The sequence below is a fragment of the Mucilaginibacter sp. genome (assembly GCF_028288105.1).
Taxonomy (GTDB): Bacteria; Bacteroidota; Bacteroidia; order Sphingobacteriales; family Sphingobacteriaceae; genus Mucilaginibacter.
This window is the reverse complement of record NZ_JAQBOI010000061.1, coordinates 1-15848: the sequence shown is the minus strand read 5'-3', so window position 1 is coordinate 15848 and position 15848 is coordinate 1. Positions and strand designations below refer to the sequence as shown.

Annotated in this window: 14 protein-coding genes and 1 tRNA gene; 7 read left to right on the top strand and 8 right to left on the bottom strand. The window is 39.9% G+C overall.

What is annotated here, in order from left to right; translation table 11 throughout:
• Positions 1-118 precede the first annotated feature (118 nt).
• From JWQ85_RS04455 to JWQ85_RS04440, 4 genes are all read right to left on the bottom strand, one after another.
• Complete coding sequence (locus JWQ85_RS04455; protein ID WP_299464546.1) at positions 119-913, bottom strand: MlaD family protein; 795 nt, start codon at positions 911-913, stop codon at positions 119-121.
• The gene (locus tag JWQ85_RS04450; protein WP_299464543.1) at positions 910-1695 is read right to left on the bottom strand and encodes an ABC transporter ATP-binding protein; all 786 of its coding nucleotides are present in this window, start codon (positions 1693-1695) and stop codon (positions 910-912) included. Before JWQ85_RS04450 ends, JWQ85_RS04455 begins: the two co-directional genes overlap by 4 nt.
• Before the next feature lie 3 nt (positions 1696-1698).
• Positions 1699-2475, bottom strand: a complete 777-nt coding sequence (locus JWQ85_RS04445; RefSeq protein WP_299464540.1) for an ABC transporter permease — start codon at positions 2473-2475, stop codon at positions 1699-1701.
• A 78-nt stretch (positions 2476-2553) separates the two neighbouring features.
• Entirely contained in the window at positions 2554-3264 is a 711-nt protein-coding gene (locus tag JWQ85_RS04440; RefSeq protein WP_299464537.1) for a pirin family protein, read from the bottom strand.
• 112 nt (positions 3265-3376) lie between these two features.
• Between JWQ85_RS04440 and JWQ85_RS04435 the strand changes: the two genes are divergently transcribed.
• From JWQ85_RS04435 to JWQ85_RS04415, 5 genes are all read left to right on the top strand, one after another.
• On the top strand, positions 3377-4030 hold the full coding sequence (locus tag JWQ85_RS04435; protein ID WP_299464534.1) for an NAD(P)H-binding protein: 654 nt from the start codon (positions 3377-3379) through the stop codon (positions 4028-4030).
• On the top strand, positions 4030-5898 hold the full coding sequence (locus tag JWQ85_RS04430) for an ABC-F family ATP-binding cassette domain-containing protein (RefSeq protein WP_299464531.1): 1869 nt from the start codon (positions 4030-4032) through the stop codon (positions 5896-5898). Before JWQ85_RS04435 ends, JWQ85_RS04430 begins: the two co-directional genes overlap by 1 nt.
• A gap of 4 nt (positions 5899-5902) precedes the next feature.
• Positions 5903-6148 (top strand): hypothetical protein, encoded by a 246-nt coding sequence (locus tag JWQ85_RS04425; protein ID WP_299464529.1) that lies wholly within the window; start codon positions 5903-5905, stop codon positions 6146-6148.
• Between the two features lie 38 nt (positions 6149-6186).
• The gene (mnmG, locus tag JWQ85_RS04420) at positions 6187-8049 is read left to right on the top strand and encodes a tRNA uridine-5-carboxymethylaminomethyl(34) synthesis enzyme MnmG (protein WP_299464548.1); all 1863 of its coding nucleotides are present in this window, start codon (positions 6187-6189) and stop codon (positions 8047-8049) included.
• A 117-nt stretch (positions 8050-8166) separates the two neighbouring features.
• A complete protein-coding gene (locus JWQ85_RS04415) occupies positions 8167-9810 on the top strand; it encodes an Ig-like domain-containing domain (protein ID WP_299464526.1) in 1644 nt (547 codons plus the stop codon).
• Here the strand turns inward: JWQ85_RS04415 and JWQ85_RS04410 are convergent.
• Complete coding sequence (locus JWQ85_RS04410; protein WP_299464523.1) at positions 9800-10312, bottom strand: gamma carbonic anhydrase family protein; 513 nt, start codon at positions 10310-10312, stop codon at positions 9800-9802. The genes JWQ85_RS04415 and JWQ85_RS04410 overlap by 11 nt on opposite strands.
• Before the next feature lie 73 nt (positions 10313-10385).
• On the opposite strand from JWQ85_RS04410, the gene JWQ85_RS04405 reads away from it, so the two are divergent.
• Positions 10386-10458 (top strand) — tRNA-Gly (locus JWQ85_RS04405).
• 4 nt (positions 10459-10462) lie between these two features.
• Here the strand turns inward: JWQ85_RS04405 and JWQ85_RS04400 are convergent.
• Positions 10463-11017, bottom strand: a complete 555-nt coding sequence (locus tag JWQ85_RS04400) for a hypothetical protein (RefSeq protein ID WP_299464520.1) — start codon at positions 11015-11017, stop codon at positions 10463-10465.
• A gap of 15 nt (positions 11018-11032) precedes the next feature.
• The gene (gene nadB, locus JWQ85_RS04395) at positions 11033-12625 is read right to left on the bottom strand and encodes an L-aspartate oxidase (protein ID WP_299464517.1); all 1593 of its coding nucleotides are present in this window, start codon (positions 12623-12625) and stop codon (positions 11033-11035) included.
• A 407-nt stretch (positions 12626-13032) separates the two neighbouring features.
• Between nadB and nadA the strand changes: the two genes are divergently transcribed.
• The gene (nadA, locus tag JWQ85_RS04390) at positions 13033-14025 is read left to right on the top strand and encodes a quinolinate synthase NadA (RefSeq protein WP_299464514.1); all 993 of its coding nucleotides are present in this window, start codon (positions 13033-13035) and stop codon (positions 14023-14025) included.
• A 117-nt stretch (positions 14026-14142) separates the two neighbouring features.
• Here the strand turns inward: nadA and JWQ85_RS04385 are convergent, their stop codons facing one another.
• Positions 14143-15573 (bottom strand): DNA/RNA non-specific endonuclease, encoded by a 1431-nt coding sequence (locus JWQ85_RS04385; protein ID WP_299464511.1) that lies wholly within the window; start codon positions 15571-15573, stop codon positions 14143-14145.
• Between the last annotated feature and the right edge of the window lie 275 nt (positions 15574-15848).

Here is a 15848-nt window from a genome sequence, read left to right as displayed (position 1 = left end):
CTTTTTTGTTTGTACTACTCCAATGTCATGCTGAATTTATTTCAGCACCTCTCTTGCAATATCGCCACAGTCCTATGAGATCCTGAAACAAGTTCAGGATGACCGGTTAGGTTTATTATTAATTATCCTCCTTCTTCTTAGCGGCTTCTTTAGCTGCCTTCTCTTTTGCATCCTGTATCTTCTCCTGGGCTTTTTTGATAGAATCCTGTTTAGCCTTGGCTGCTTTCTTTTTCTTGTTAAAGAACCCTTTTAATAAAAAGTTGCTTTGTGCCGCTTTCAAGTCTTCGTTTAGGGTGGCCGTAGTGGCATGTACGCCCTTCATGGTTGTGTTGGCCTGCCTAACCGTACCTTCCAGGTCCTTTGCTATTTTATCATTGTTTAACAACCGGCCGATACTTCCTTTGCCGCTATTAACCTTTGCTACAATTTGCGATAGGTCGGTAGTCAAGGTCTCGGCATTATCTGCAATCCTGGTTAACTTAGTTATGATCTTATCTACATCAACCGGGTTAATAGAGCCAAGTTCGTTACCTTCCTCTATCTCTTTATTGCTTTTTATACCTCCCGGCGCTATAACAACCAGTTTATCGCCCATTAAACCATCACTGCCAATACTCATTTTTGAATCGGTTTTAATGAATTTCCTAACAGAATTATTAAGCGTAAGATCTACACGTACCGAGCTATCGGTAACAATATTTATGGCATCAACCACACCCACATTTATCCCGGCAAAACGTACGTTGTTACCAACAGTAAGCCCGCTTACGTTCCTAAATGTGCCGTAAACCCTAAAGGTGGAACTAAAAAGGCTTTTTTGATTGCCTATATAAAATACAGCCAGGAGCAGCACTACCAATCCTGCTACGGTAAACGCGCCTATTTTTATTTTTTGCGATGATGTGGTTTTCATGTTGTTTCGTTAAAAAATGATCTTACCAATGTATCTTCCGATTTTTTGAGCTCATCAAACGAGCCCTCGGCTATATATGTTCCCTCATTCATGATCACAACACGGTCTGCAGTAATTTTTGCGCATTCCATATCGTGGGTAATTATGATGGATGATGTTTTATACTTCTTTTGCATGTTCAGGATCAACTCACTTATCTCTCGCGACGTTATGGGGTCAAGCCCGGTAGTTGGTTCGTCATAAAGCATTATTTCGGGCCGTACGATCATTGTTCGTGCCAATCCTGCCCTTTTACGCATCCCTCCGGATAGATCTGACGGCATTTTATCTATCGCGTCAAGCAAACCCACCCCGTCAAGCACCTCCTCAACACGTTTATCGATCTCGGCCCGGTCGGTTAATTTTAAAACTCGTGTAAGCGGAAATTCAAGGTTATCCCTAACCGTCATAGAATCATACAATGCCCCGCTCTGAAACAGGAACCCAACCATTGTACGCAGTTCTTTCAGTTCATCTGCGTCCATTTCGGCCACATCATCGCCAAATACCTTTACAGTGCCTTTGTCTGGCGTAAGCAGGCCAACGATGCATTGTATGGTAACAGATTTGCCCTGGCCAGATTTACCCAGCACAACCACATTTTCCCCGCGTTTTAGCTTCAGGGATATGTCTGTTAATACTTCGTTGGTACCAAACGACTTGCTGATATGGTCAATATCAACCACCACCTCGTTTTTAAGGGTTTGCTTATTTTCTTCGGTATGTTTTGTTGCTGTTTCCATAATTTACCTGTAAAATAATAAGCTGGTGATTTGTACGGCAATGGCATCAATAACAAAGATCCATAAGGAAGCTGTTACCACGGCCGAGTTTGCCGCAAGGCCCACGCTTTCGGTTCCTTTGTTAGAGTTATAACCTTTATAACATCCCACAAAACCAATGGCAAAGCCAAAAAATACCGTTTTTACAAGCGCCGGGAAAAGGTCTATAAACTCAAGCGAGGCAATACATTTGTGAAAATAAAGCGAGAAGGAAATATCATCGGTAAAGTTTAATGCCAAATATCCACCAAAAAGGCCTATAGCATCACCTATCACTGTAAGTAAAGGTATCATTAGGCTGGTTGCCAAAATACGGGTAACTACCAGGTACTGCAGCGGGTTTGCTCCAGATACCTCCATGGCATCAATCTGTTCGGTAACCTTCATGCTGCCCAGTTCGGCACCTATACCCGATGCTACCTTCCCAGCACAAATAATAGCTATAATAACCGGCCCGATTTCGCGGATAAAAGATACTGCCAGTGTTTTTGGAAGCATGCTTTCGGCCCCCATTTCTAACATAGATGGCCTTAATTGCAGGATAAGCACCAAACCCATTATAAAGGAAGTGATGCCTACCAGCAACATGGAGCGATAACCAATTTCGTAACACTGGCGCACAAACTCCGACCACTCAAAACCGCCCCTAAAAATGTTACGAAAAAAGTTTTTGAAGAACACGCCTTGCTCACCGATGCCCTCCAGCCATCTTTTATATCCGGTAATTACTTGTTCTGCCATAAGTTTCTTATTACTTGCCAGTTATAAACAAACCATTGGCCAAATGTTTTGGCTACCGAAATTTTATATTGGCGCAGCTTATAACATCGGTACTTCTATGATCAATAACCGGCTTTCGCTGTTGGTTTGTATTGTAAACGCGTCTGTTTCATAAACGCCCAGGGCATCCCTTTTGTTTAAATCCTGTCCGTCAATGTTGATATCTCCCTCAAGAACAAACACATACGCGCCATTTCCAGGTATTTTTATGGTGTAATTTATCTGTTGGCCTGCATCAAAGCTGCCCTGAGAAAAGGTAGTATCCTGGTTTAACCAAAGGGTATTATCGTTTTTTATGGGTGATATCAATGTGGTAAATTCATTCTGCACAAACTTGTCACCAAAGTTTTTTTGATCGTAACGGGGTTGAATATTCCTTACTTTCGGGAAGATCCAGATCTGTAGTGATAAGGTGTCTTCTGTTTCGGACGGGTTATATTCTGAATGCACTACACCCGTACCGGCCGACATTACCTGCACATCGCCGTCCTTTATGATCCCTTTGTTGCCCATGCTATCTTTGTGTTCCAATGCTCCTTCCAAAACAATCGTGGTGATCTCCATATTATCATGCGGGTGACTGCCGAAGCCATTGCCGCGAGCAATAAAGTCGTCGTTTAAAACCCTTAAGGCGCCAAAATGAACCTTATCCGGGTTGTGGTAGGGGCCAAAGCTGAATGAAAAATTGGCTTTTAACCAACCTATATCGTTATATCCTCTTTCGCTTGCTGCGTGAAATACTGTTTTCATTTCTCTAATTTTAATGGATAATAAATGTTATGTAATTAAATATATGTTTAAACACACAATCTTTATTCCACAATTTAATTATGCGTATTTTTGCACGTTAAAACTGACCATAATGGCATATAAAGCAATTATAGCGGGCGCAAGCGGCCTTATTGGCAGTAATTTACTGAATATACTGCTGCAACAGCCGGAGTATAGCGAGGTATTAGTGCTGGTACGTAAAGAATTACCTGTTCAGCATAAAAAATTAGTTCAGTTGGTCATAAATTTTGATGAGCTGGATAAGCATGCCGCAGCTATCACAGGGCACGCTTTATTTTCTTGCCTGGGGACAACCAAAAGCCAAACACCCGCTGAAAGGTTATATCGAAAGATAGATCATGATTATCCTTTGCAGCTGGCGCAATTAGCTAAGCAAAACGGCGTTAATCAGTTTCATGTGGTAACGGCTATTGGGGCAGATAAAAACTCCTCCATGTTCTATACTAAGTTGAAGGGCGAGCTGGAAGACGACATTAAAAAGCTTGGCTTAGAAACCCTGCATATCTATCAGCCATCAATGCTGATAGGCGGCCGGAAGGGTACCCGCTTATTAGAGAAAGTAATTGGCGGCATATTTAAAGTTATAGATCCGCTATTAATTGGTGGGTTAAAAAAATACAGGAGCATTAAAGGCATTACAGTTGCCCATGCCATGTTCAAAAAATCATTAGAATGTGCAACGGGCACTTTTATATATACATCAGATAAAATACATATTATTTAGTGAGCACTTATATTTCGGCCGAGAGTTTAGGCCATTCCTTTCATGATAACTGGTTGTTTAAAAACCTAACCATTGGCATTAACCGCGGCCGCAGGGTTGCGCTTGTTGGTATAAATGGGGCGGGTAAATCAACCTTGTTAAAAATACTTTCCGGTTCGTTAAAGCCAACCGAAGGTAAAGTTGCGCAAAGTAAAGACCTTAATGTTGGCTACCTGGAGCAGGACCCGCATTTTAAAGGTGCCATTAGCATCAGCGATTATATTTTTCATGCTGATAATATCCAGCAGCAATTGATCCGCCGTTACGAAGAGTTGTTAGAGAACGACCCGGAGAACATGAAGGAGATGGATAAAGTAATGGAGGAGATGAGCGAGATTGATGCCTGGGAATATGAGTATAAGATTAAGACTATTTTAGGAAGACTTGACATACATCACCTTAACCAGCACATTAGCACGCTATCAGGTGGCCAAAAGAAACGTTTAGCTTTAGCTAAACTGTTAATTGAAGACCCCGAAATTTATATTTTAGATGAGCCTACCAATCACCTTGATATTGATACTATTGAGTGGTTAGAGAAATTATTGACCGAAGGCAGCAAAACCATCCTGATGGTTACGCACGACAGGTATTTCCTGGATAACGTTTGTAACGAGATCTTGGAGATAGACAAAGGTAAGATCATCCCTTACTTTGGTAATTATGGTTACTACCTGGAGAAAAAGGCAGAAAGGGAAGCATCTGATGAAGCAACGTTTCAAAAGAACTCCAATTTGTTACGCAAAGAGCTGGAATGGATGCGCAGGCAACCCAAAGCCCGCGGCACTAAGTCAAAATCGCGAATAGATGCCTTTTATGACCTGGAAGGCAAAACAAAAAACAACGGACCTAAACAAAACGTTGAGCTAAGCGTAAAAACATCGCGCCAGGGCAATAAGATAATGGAAATGCATGGCATAAGTAAAGGCTTTAACGGCAATACCTATATCGATAAATTCAGCTACATATTTAAAAAAGGTGACCGCATTGGTTTAGCCGGCAAAAATGGTAGCGGTAAATCAACCCTGTTAAACTTAATTACAGGCGGCCTGCAGCCGGATAGCGGAGAGATAATAAAGGGCGAGACTACGGTGATTGGTTATTTTAACCAGTCGGGTTTAAGCTTTAAGGAAGATGAACGCGTTATAGATATAGTAAAGAATGTCGCGGAGTTCATCACCATGGCCGATGGTAAACTAATATCGGCTTCGGCTTTGCTTACGTTGTTCTTGTTTCCTCCAGCCAAGCAGTATGGCATGGTTTCCAAACTAAGTGGGGGCGAGAAGAAGCGCCTGCACCTAATGAGCATCCTTATCAAGAACCCAAACTTTTTGATACTGGATGAGCCTACCAACGATTTAGATATTGATACGTTGAATGTACTGGAAGAGTTTTTAACCAACTTCCCGGGTATATTAATAATGGTATCGCACGATAGGTATTTACTTGATAAGCTAACCGACCAGTTATTTATTATGGAAGGAGAGGGCAAGGTTCTAATTTATAACGGAAACTATACCTCTTACCGTATTGATCTGGAAGAAGCCAAACAACAAAATAAAAAACCAGCTGTAGCTGCTCCAACTGTGCAGGCAGAAGCAGCAAAGAAAGCCAAGCTAAGCTTTAAAGAAGAAAAGGAATTTGAAGGGTTGGAAAAGGAAATTGCCGATATTGAGGCTAAGCTTGTGGAAACAAACGAGCAGTTAAACACCACCAATATCGACCCAAAAGAATTGACCAAACTAACTGATAAGATCACCTACCTAAACAAACAGCTTGATACTAAAACGACTCGCTGGATTGAATTGGGCGAATTAAAAGAAGCGTAAGGACATGAAGACGTCAGATATTATTGCTTCTATTGGTGTTATCATTTTATTGATAGCATTCCTGCTGAATATGTATAAGAAGGTATCGGCACAGGGAAGAATATATACGGGAATGAACTTTTTAGGTGCGGGAATATGCTGTTTCTCGTCGTATTTGATAGATTTTTACCCATTTGTAGTATTAGAAGGTGTTTGGGGCGCGTTTGCGCTGTATTCATTTTTAAACGTTCCACGTGGAACATCAGATTAAAAAATCACATAATGTTCCACGTGGAACATGGAGGTTATATGTTTAAGAAATATAATGTAATAGTAGTTGGTGCCGGGCACGCGGGCTGTGAAGCTGCCGCTGCTGCTGCCAATTTAGGTTCATCTGTTTTGCTAATCACCATGAACATGGGGACTATAGCACAGATGAGCTGTAACCCTGCAATGGGCGGTGTAGCCAAGGGGCAGATAGTGCGCGAGATTGATGCATTGGGTGGATATTCGGGTATTATAACCGATAAAACATCCCTGCAATTCCGGATGCTTAACCTGTCTAAAGGGCCTGCAATGTGGAGCCCGCGTGCACAGAGTGATAGGGCAAGGTTTGCTGAGGAGTGGCGTATTGCGTTAGAAAAAACACCAAATGTTGATTTCTGGCAAGACACTGTTACCTCACTATTAGTAAAGGGAAATACCATTGCCGGTGTGCGTACATCAATAGGAGTAGAGATTGAAGCGGATGCAGTTGTGCTTACAAATGGCACCTTCCTGAATGGGGTTATCCATATAGGTGAAAAGAAATTTGGCGGAGGCCGCACAGGCGAAAAAGCGGCAACGGGCTTAACGGAACAATTGATCACGCTGGGTTTTGAATCGGGTAGGATGAAGACAGGAACGCCTCCACGTGTAGATGGGCGTAGCCTAAATTACTCAGTTATGGAAGAGCAGTGGGGTGATGAAGAACGTGGTCGTTTCTCCTACACCGATGTTAAATTGGTAAAAGATCAACGCTGCTGCTGGATAACTTATACCAATACCAAAGTACACGAAACGCTTAAAGAAGGCTTTGAAAAGTCGCCAATGTTTACCGGTCGGATCAAAGGTTTAGGCCCAAGATACTGCCCATCTATCGAAGATAAAATTAATCGTTTTGCTGAACGCGACCGCCACCAGATCTTCGTTGAACCTGAAGGATGGAACACCGTTGAGATCTATGTAAATGGTTTCTCTACATCGTTACCCGAGGATGTACAGTATAAAGCATTGACCCAAATCCCGGGTTTTGAAACAGCAAAAATGTTCCGCCCAGGTTATGCAATTGAATACGACTTTTTCCCGCCTACACAATTAGGCTTAACGCTGGAAACAAAATTGATAAGCAACCTGTATTTTGCCGGACAAATAAACGGTACTACTGGCTATGAAGAAGCAGCATCGCAAGGTTTTATCGCAGGGATTAACGCGCATCAAAAAATAAATGATAAGCACGAGTTGATCCTGAAAAGATCAGAATCGTACATTGGTGTTTTAATAGATGACCTGGTTACTAAAGGTACCGAGGAGCCTTATCGCATGTTCACATCAAGAGCGGAGCACCGCTTGTTGCTTCGCCAGGATAATGCGGATATAAGGTTAAGCCCAATGGGCCACGAGTTAGGTCTGATAAACGATGAGCGTTTAGAAAAGGTGAACAGGAAGATCAAAAATTCGGATGATATAGTCGCCTTTACCAGAACCAAAAGCGTTGACCCATCTGCAGTAAACGCTTTGTTGGAAGAATCGGGAACATCGCCAATTAACCAAAGCGCTAAATTGTTTAATTTACTGAGCCGCCCACAAATAGGTTTTAATGAGTTAAAGCGAATAGATAACTCACTACAAGATAAGTTATCCGGCTATGATAAAGAAACAATTGAGCAGGCTGAAATAAAAATCAAATACGAGAGTTACTTTATAAAAGAATTAGAAATTGTTGACCGCATGAAGAAAATGGAAGACCGGGAAATTAATCCCGAGTTTGATTATCGTCAGCTGGTTTCACTTTCAAAAGAAGCACGCGAAAAATTGATGGGGATAAAACCACGCACTTTAGGCCAGGCATCCCGAATTTCAGGCGTGTCACCGTCGGATGTGTCGGTTTTAATGGTTCATGTATCCAGATAAGGTTATAACAGCCTATAAATCAGTTTATTATAACAATATCGTTTATAAAGCATTTTTTCAAAGTTTTAATACCGCAATTCATAAAAAGATAAAAATCGTTTATAGGCCATAAAAACAATGTTAAATCCAAAACCGGCTTTTTTCAGCAAAAATTTATTCATCTTAATGGTGATTTTATTGGTTTACGGCTGCGCAAGCATCCAAAAACCCCAGGGAGGGCCGCGCGACCTTACCCCACCAAAATTATTGAAGGCAACTCCCGAAAACATGACGCGTAATTTCGCGGCCACAGAAATTAAACTGGAGTTTGATGAATTTTTTAAACTGAGCAATCAGTACCAGGAAATAAGCATTAGCCCGGCGCAAGAAAAACAAGCGGAATATAAGATCGGCAGAAAAACGCTGACAATAGATTTTAAAGACACACTTCAAAAAAACACCACCTACGTTATCAACTTTGGTAAAGCCATACAAGATGTTAACGAAAGCAACACGCTCACAAATTTTACTTACGTGTTTTCGACCGGCCCGCATATCGATTCGTTAAGCATGTCGGGAACGGTGATCAACAGCACAACCCAGGAAAAAGAGAAAGAAGCGACGGTGATGATCTTCCCGATAAAACAAGACTCGCTTCTTTTCGGAAAAAAGAAACCCGCCATTTTTACCACTACAGATTCATCGGGTAATTTCTCGCTGAACAACCTGCACGATGGTGAGTACCGAATTTATGCGTTAAAGGAGCCCAGCCCAAATAAGATATTTGATAATGATAAAGAATTGATCGCTTTTTCTAAGAAATCAATAATTCTTAATAAAGACACCTCGAACATCAAGCTTTCGTTATTTCAACAAATACCAGAGAAGTTCCGTTTATCCGAAAAGAAATTTACACCTGATGGGATCCTATCACTTGTCTTTAATAAGCGGTTAAACAATCCATCGTTAAAGGTGATATATCCACCGGCACTGGATAATCAAAAGATCTACGAAATAAGTAAAACCAAAGACACCGCGCTTGTTTTTATGCGTAATATGGATTTTGATTCGTTAAGGGTAGCCATCTACGATAATAATAAACCGGTAGATACTATCTATCAGCTTAAAGGGCGCAAAGAGAGCTTTGTACGTGTTTTATCTTTTAAATATGGCATTAACCGCGATAACAGGCTTAAGCCGAATACAGACCTTCGCGTTACGGCTAATTTGCCTATAGAGAGTTTTGAGAACGGGTTGATAGCGCTAAGCCAGGATTCGGTGAATGTAACCAACTTTACTATTCAAAAAGATACCTCAAACACACGCAGTGTATTAATTAAATATCGTTGGCGGGTAGGCAGCAAGTACCAGTTAGTTTTAAATGAAGCCGCTTTTACAGATATATACGGTGATAAAAATAAACGAACGGGTATAAATTTTGAAGCCGATAAACCTGAAAACTACAGCCAGTTAACTTTACAGGTAACCGTACCAGACAGCAGCAAACGCTACGTGGTAGAGCTAATGGACGAAGCAAAAACGATAGTGCGGAGTGATCCTATCAGCAAAAGCACATCAATTGTCTACAAAAACTATTTAACCGGCAAATACAGGGTTAGAATAATATACGATGACAACCGTAATGGGCGATGGGATAGTGGTAACGTGCGGCAAAAGTCGCAACCGGAAAACATTTGGCTCTACGAAAAGGAGATCACATTAAGACCAAACTGGGAGGCAGAAGAGCCTATAACTATTCCAAAAGAAGTAGTTAATCCTTAAACCAACCGGAATACATGATATAGTTTTGCGGTAATTTATCTAATAAAGCCTTTTGCTCAGCAGTAAGAGGCTTTATTTTTTTAGCGGGAGTGCCCGCATATAAGTAGCCCGATTCGCAGATGGTTTTCTCCAGCACTATAGATCCTGCGCCTATTATAACATATTGCTCCACTACGGCATCATCCATTACAATGGCGCCCATACCTATCAGTACATTATCATGCAGCGTACAGCCATGCACAATGGCATTATGGCCAATAGATACGTTATTACCTATATTAGTCGGCGCTTTTAAGTAGGTAGCGTGTATAACAGCGCCATCCTGTATGTTGGTATTATCGCCTATTTTTATGTAATGTACATCACCCCGGATAACCGCATTAAACCATACCGAGCAGTTATTACCCATTACCACATCACCAACAATAGTAGCATTCTCAGCAATGAAACAATCAGTTCCCCATACGGGTGATTTATCTTTTACAGGCAGTATAACAGGCATAATTTAATTAGTGATTTGGTGAATTATTGATTTAGTGATTGATTTACTTTTGTTATGTTTGAATATTATATAAGCGGAAATAGCTCAGCTGGTAGAGCATCAGTTTCCCAAACTGAAGGCCGCGGGTTCGAATCCCGTTTTCCGCTCGCTTTATATCTTTTTTTCCTTTTCTACTTTTGTCAAAGCAATTTGTGCTTCATGAGGGTAATCGTCGATTATATTTAATGCCTCGTTCACTTCATCGGGTGTAAATTTGCTAAACATATCGTAATAGAAATCAACTTTTTCTTTACTCTTACTTTCATTTTCTTCATCCGATTCAAAAAATATCCTCCTTATGAAGTGCTTAATAGTACTTCTGTTAATTATCATATAAATTATCAGAATCAAAAATGCAATAGGCTCAACACTTAGCCCACCGATATTTGCTAAAACATGGGTTTCAGTTAAATCGCTTTCTTCAAAATGAAGTGAAACGGTTATAACGTTGAACGCAAAAAGCAGCAATAAAATAAAGACTATAGGTTGCCAATTTACTTTATTGTGCCTTTTAAGTATAACACTAATAAGAAGTAATATCAATACAATATTATCATTGGGCATCAAAATAAAGCCGCCTATAATTGGCCAAAAGAATAATTGACCCATTATTACAACGCAAATGATACTGATAATAATATCGATAAATCTATTAGGCTTACTCATTCCTATAATAAAGCATTAAAACACTGTATCCTCTAAAACTTCCTGATGCTCAGGATAATCAGTTGTATAATGTAGACCACGACTTTCGTGCCGGGCCATTGCCGATTTTACTACAAGATAAGATACCTGAATCAAGTTCCTTAACTCGCAAAGCTTAACGGATAGTTTAGTTTTCTTATAGAAATCTTCTGTTTCTTCATACAGCAAACGTAGCCTGCGCATAGCTCTTTCCAAACGGAAATCGGAACGGACGATACCTACATAGTCATTCATCAATTTTTGCATTTCGCGGATGTTGTGTGTAACCAAAATATCCTCGTTTGATAATTGTACACCTTTTTCATCCCAGTCGGGGATATTGGCAGGTATTTCTAACTCATTAAAGTTTACAATAGCATCCTTATAGATCCGGTGTGCAAAAACCAAAGCCTCTAATAATGAATTAGAAGCCAAACGATTAGCACCATGTAAGCCTGTTGATGAACATTCGCCACAAGCATAAAGGCGTTGAATAGATGAACGGCCCTGGTGATCTACCATTACACCACCACACATATAATGACAAGCAGGCGCAACCGGGATCATATCACGGGTCATATCAATACCAATATCCAAACACTTGGCATATATATTAGGGAAATGCTCCATAATATCCTTCTTCTTTTTGTGGCGGATATCCAGGTAAACAAAATCCTCACCTGATTTTTTTATTTCAGAGTCGATAGCACGTGCAACTATATCACGAGGAGCCAAAGATTTACGCGGATCATAATCCTGCATAAATTCTTCACCATTGGTGCGCCTCAATACACCACCCATACCACGCACCGCTTCGGATATCAGGAATGAAGGATATTCGCCAGGATTATATAATGCAGTAGGGTGGAACTGTATAAATTCCATATTACGTACTTTACCCTTGGCACGATAAACCATGGCCACACCATCGCCGGTAGCAATAACCGGGTTGGTAGTTACCGAATAGATATGCCCTGCACCGCCAGATGCCATTATGGTAATTTTCGATTCTATTTTTTCTACCTGGTTATTTTCGGTATTAAAAGCATAGATCCCATAACATTTAATATTCTCTGATGATTTGCCCACAAATTCACCTAAATGGTGCTGGGTTATCAGATCTACAGCAAAATAATGGGTTAGTATCTCAATATTTGGTTCGCGATGAATCTCTTCCAACAATGATCTTTCAATCTCAAATCCGGTGATATCCTTATAATGTAATACCCTAAATTCACTGTGGCCACCTTCTTTTGCAAGGTCATAAATGCCTTCATTTGTCTTATCAAAATTGGTTCCGTAATCAATAATCTCGCGAATTCGTTCCGGACCTTCCTTAACAACGGCTTCCACAACTGTGGGGTCGCATAGGCCATCACCGGCAATTAGGGTATCATTTATGTGTTTTTCAAACGAATCTTCTTTTTTATCAACAACTACAGCAACACCACCCTGGGCATACTTAGTGTTACTTTCATCCTCGTTAGCTTTTGTAACTATCAGTACCTTACCATGCTTTGCAGCCTTTAGTGCAAAACTTAATCCGGCTATACCCGATCCTACTACAAGGAAATCAACAGTTCTGGTCATCTTTAGTATGTGTATTGTGTAAAATTAGCCTTTATGTTAATAAGGGGTATAAAACATGTTAACTTTGTGTAAGTAAAAACTTAGAAAATAAACAGAATGTTGATAACCCTGAAAATTACAGTTTTTACATTTACTTTTGATCGATTTGTAAGACGATATTACAACGAAACTAACATTTTATTGAGCATGTAATTATCAACAAATAAGTATTTAAATTAAAACTTGTTTGTCACACTAATCTTAAAATCAGCAAAATAAAAACTAAAAAGAGCTTAGTAACTGTTAATAAGTATTGAAAACTAACTTTTCAAGTAAATAGCAGAACGACTTTTAAACATAACTAACACCTTAATAACAATAGTTTTATTTATATATATAAAAAGAGTTATTATTAATTGATTTGTGGAATGGATATCTTCGAAGAAATAAAAGTGAAAGGTTTTGCAGACGAATACATAGATCCGTCGTTAGACCTTTTTGCCGAAATAGAAAAACTTAAAAAAGAAAAAAATGCTGTCATACTGGCCCACTATTACCAGGAAGGAGATATTCAGGATATTGCCGATTATATTGGCGATAGCCTTGGCCTATCTCAGCAGGCAGCAAAAACGGATGCCGATATTATTGTTTTTGCCGGTGTACACTTCATGGCCGAAACAGCAAAAATATTATCACCAAACAAGAAAGTTTTGTTACCGGATATGAAAGCTGGATGCTCTTTAGCTGATAGCTGCCCGCCGCATCTGTTTAGAAAGTTTAAAGAAAATTATCCCGACCATTTGGTGATAACTTACGTAAACTGCACAGCAGAATTGAAGGCTTTAAGTGATATAGTTTGTACATCAAGCAATGCAGTACAAATTGTAGAAAGCCTGCCGAAAGAGCAGAAAATTATCTTCGGTCCGGATAGAAATTTGGGAGCATGGGTAGCTAAAAAAACAGGCCGCGACCTCGTACTTTGGAATGGTGCCTGTATGGTACACGAGATCTTCAGCCGGGAAAAAATTACTAAGCTGAAAGAGCGTTACCCTAATGCTAAAATATTGGCACACCCTGAATGTGAGGAAGTTATATTGCAGATGGCAGATTATATAGGATCTACTACAGGGATATTAAAATATGCTACCAATAGCCCAGAAAAGGAATTTATTGTGGCGACAGAGGCTGGTATACTACACCAGATGCAAAAAGAGAACCCGGATAAAACGTTTATACCGGCGCCGCCAAATAATACCTGTGCTTGTAACGATTGCCCGCACATGAAAAGGAACACACTGGAGAAGCTTTACCTGTGCCTAAAAAATGAAATGCCGGAAATTGAAGTTCCGGCACACATCATTGAAAAAGCTGTAAAACCTATTGAAAGAATGCTGGAGATCTCAGCAAGTTTGGGGCTGTAAGATAGCTCAATAAAAAAGCGTCATTGCGAGGTACGAAGCAATCTTTTTAAGCATATTCGTTATGCATAGTTCTGAGATTGCTTCGTACCTCGCAATGATGCGTGAAAAAGGAATATTTTATAAATTATCTTTCTTAGTTTCAACAGCATCCTGCACATTCTGTGGCAGGTTTGATAGTAAGTTATAACCGGTTGCAGTTTCAATATCGCGTACCGTAACACGGTATTGTTTCCAGTCGGTATTGATAGTGTTTATATTTGGTGTATTAACTGCTATTACCCTTGTATCTGCTGATACACGGCTAATATCTCCATTGCCGACGGGTACAATCACCGCTATTTTCCAAACATTACTGGGAACATTTACTCGTACATTACCAGATACAATGGTATTTAAAGCTCCATTAAGGCCGGTTCCACCTGTACCATAACTTCCCATAATAATGTACACTTCGTTACCGGCAACTACCTGTTCGCGTAAATAACCTTCTAAATTATTCCAGGTTTGCTGGTTATTTTGCGGTGCCTGTGGAATCATATTGGTCATCAAAAAAGTAGAAGAATTAGCATTTACTGAGCTTGTTCTATCTGCAGATGGGCAGTTATGCCCTCTGTCGAAACCATATTTGGAATAATTATAGCTGCCACTTTGTACTGCTAACCAACCACCAGGTAAACCGTTAAATGCTGCAAAATTATTTAAGCGCGATGATACATTGGTAATGTTGGAAGCATCTAAATGCCAGCTTACCCAGTTAGGTTCTGCTTTGGTACTGTTGTATGATTCTGTGTAATAACCCATATCAATTAAGTAATTATCCATCATTACAACAGCAGGTTGCGCGCCAGATGGATTTCCAAATAGCATATCGCTGTTATCCCCTGTAGTTGGCGGAGCATCTGCACCAACAGTAACACCTCTTGGTGTGGTATTAGATGATGATGCCGTAGTATCAGGCCCTTCAGTATCTGGTACACCTACTACTATACCCGCATCGCCTGTACCTTTAAAAGTAATATCATCAATATTAATACGGGTAGTACCAAGCTTCTGGATCCTGAAACGAACAGGTTTGGTGGTACTAACCGTAAAAGAATCGGTAACCAGGGTCGTATTATTTTCGGCAATATCGGCACCTAATTGGGTAAAGGTTTTACCACTATCAACAGACATCATTAATTGCCAGGTTGATGCTGCATCGCTACCGAACTTTGCATGTTTTATGATTATTTTTTCGATACCAGATATATCAAATTTCATGCTAATGTCGCCGGTACGTATACGCGCAGCTTTTGAACCATTTTTAACATCGGTAGCAAGAGCACCTATTAAAGCATCGTTAAAATTCCAGGTACCAGTATTCAATTGAACGTTGGCGGCGGCATATGGAGCTTTGGTACCGGTCTCAAAACCTTCAATTATCGTATAAGGTTTTGGCGCCGGTGGTATTACAATTGGGTCTGTTGGTTGCTGTGGGGTGTTGTCTTTCTTACAACTTGCAATAAAAAGTAATAACGCGGAAAAAATGAGTAATTTTCTGATTTTCATATAAATGTATTTAGTAAAGTAAAAATAACTTATATATATTAACCATGTGTTAATTAATTATTTGTATGGTAAATATTACAATCGGGCTAACTGTAAGCGGATAAAGCAATTACGATAAGGTTATTGCATTAAGCTTTCGTATTTTTGCGGTTGATTTTTATAATCTGTGTAATAAAAAATAATATGTTCGAGAACGAAGAGAAAACCAATATAGAGAACCTTGGAGAGTTCGGTTTAATAAACCACCTCACTAAAAATATAACACTTACTCAAAA

Excerpts from the sequence above, each read along its gene's own strand:
- JWQ85_RS04455 (WP_299464546.1), bottom strand. The coding sequence starts at position 913 with ATGAAAACCACATCATCGCAAAAAATAAAAATAGGCGCGTTTACCGTA.
- JWQ85_RS04450 (WP_299464543.1), bottom strand. The coding sequence starts at position 1,695 with ATGGAAACAGCAACAAAACATACCGAAGAAAATAAGCAAACCCTTAAA.
- JWQ85_RS04445 (WP_299464540.1), bottom strand. The coding sequence starts at position 2,475 with ATGGCAGAACAAGTAATTACCGGATATAAAAGATGGCTGGAGGGCATC.
- JWQ85_RS04440 (WP_299464537.1), bottom strand. The coding sequence starts at position 3,264 with ATGAAAACAGTATTTCACGCAGCAAGCGAAAGAGGATATAACGATATA.
- JWQ85_RS04435 (WP_299464534.1), top strand. The coding sequence starts at position 3,377 with ATGGCATATAAAGCAATTATAGCGGGCGCAAGCGGCCTTATTGGCAGT.
- JWQ85_RS04425 (WP_299464529.1), top strand. The coding sequence starts at position 5,903 with ATGAAGACGTCAGATATTATTGCTTCTATTGGTGTTATCATTTTATTG.
- mnmG (WP_299464548.1), top strand. The coding sequence starts at position 6,187 with ATGTTTAAGAAATATAATGTAATAGTAGTTGGTGCCGGGCACGCGGGC.
- JWQ85_RS04415 (WP_299464526.1), top strand. The coding sequence starts at position 8,167 with ATGTTAAATCCAAAACCGGCTTTTTTCAGCAAAAATTTATTCATCTTA.
- JWQ85_RS04410 (WP_299464523.1), bottom strand. The coding sequence starts at position 10,312 with ATGCCTGTTATACTGCCTGTAAAAGATAAATCACCCGTATGGGGAACT.
- JWQ85_RS04400 (WP_299464520.1), bottom strand. The coding sequence starts at position 11,017 with ATGAGTAAGCCTAATAGATTTATCGATATTATTATCAGTATCATTTGC.
- nadB (WP_299464517.1), bottom strand. The coding sequence starts at position 12,625 with ATGACCAGAACTGTTGATTTCCTTGTAGTAGGATCGGGTATAGCCGGA.
- nadA (WP_299464514.1), top strand. The coding sequence starts at position 13,033 with ATGGATATCTTCGAAGAAATAAAAGTGAAAGGTTTTGCAGACGAATAC.
- JWQ85_RS04385 (WP_299464511.1), bottom strand. The coding sequence starts at position 15,573 with ATGAAAATCAGAAAATTACTCATTTTTTCCGCGTTATTACTTTTTATT.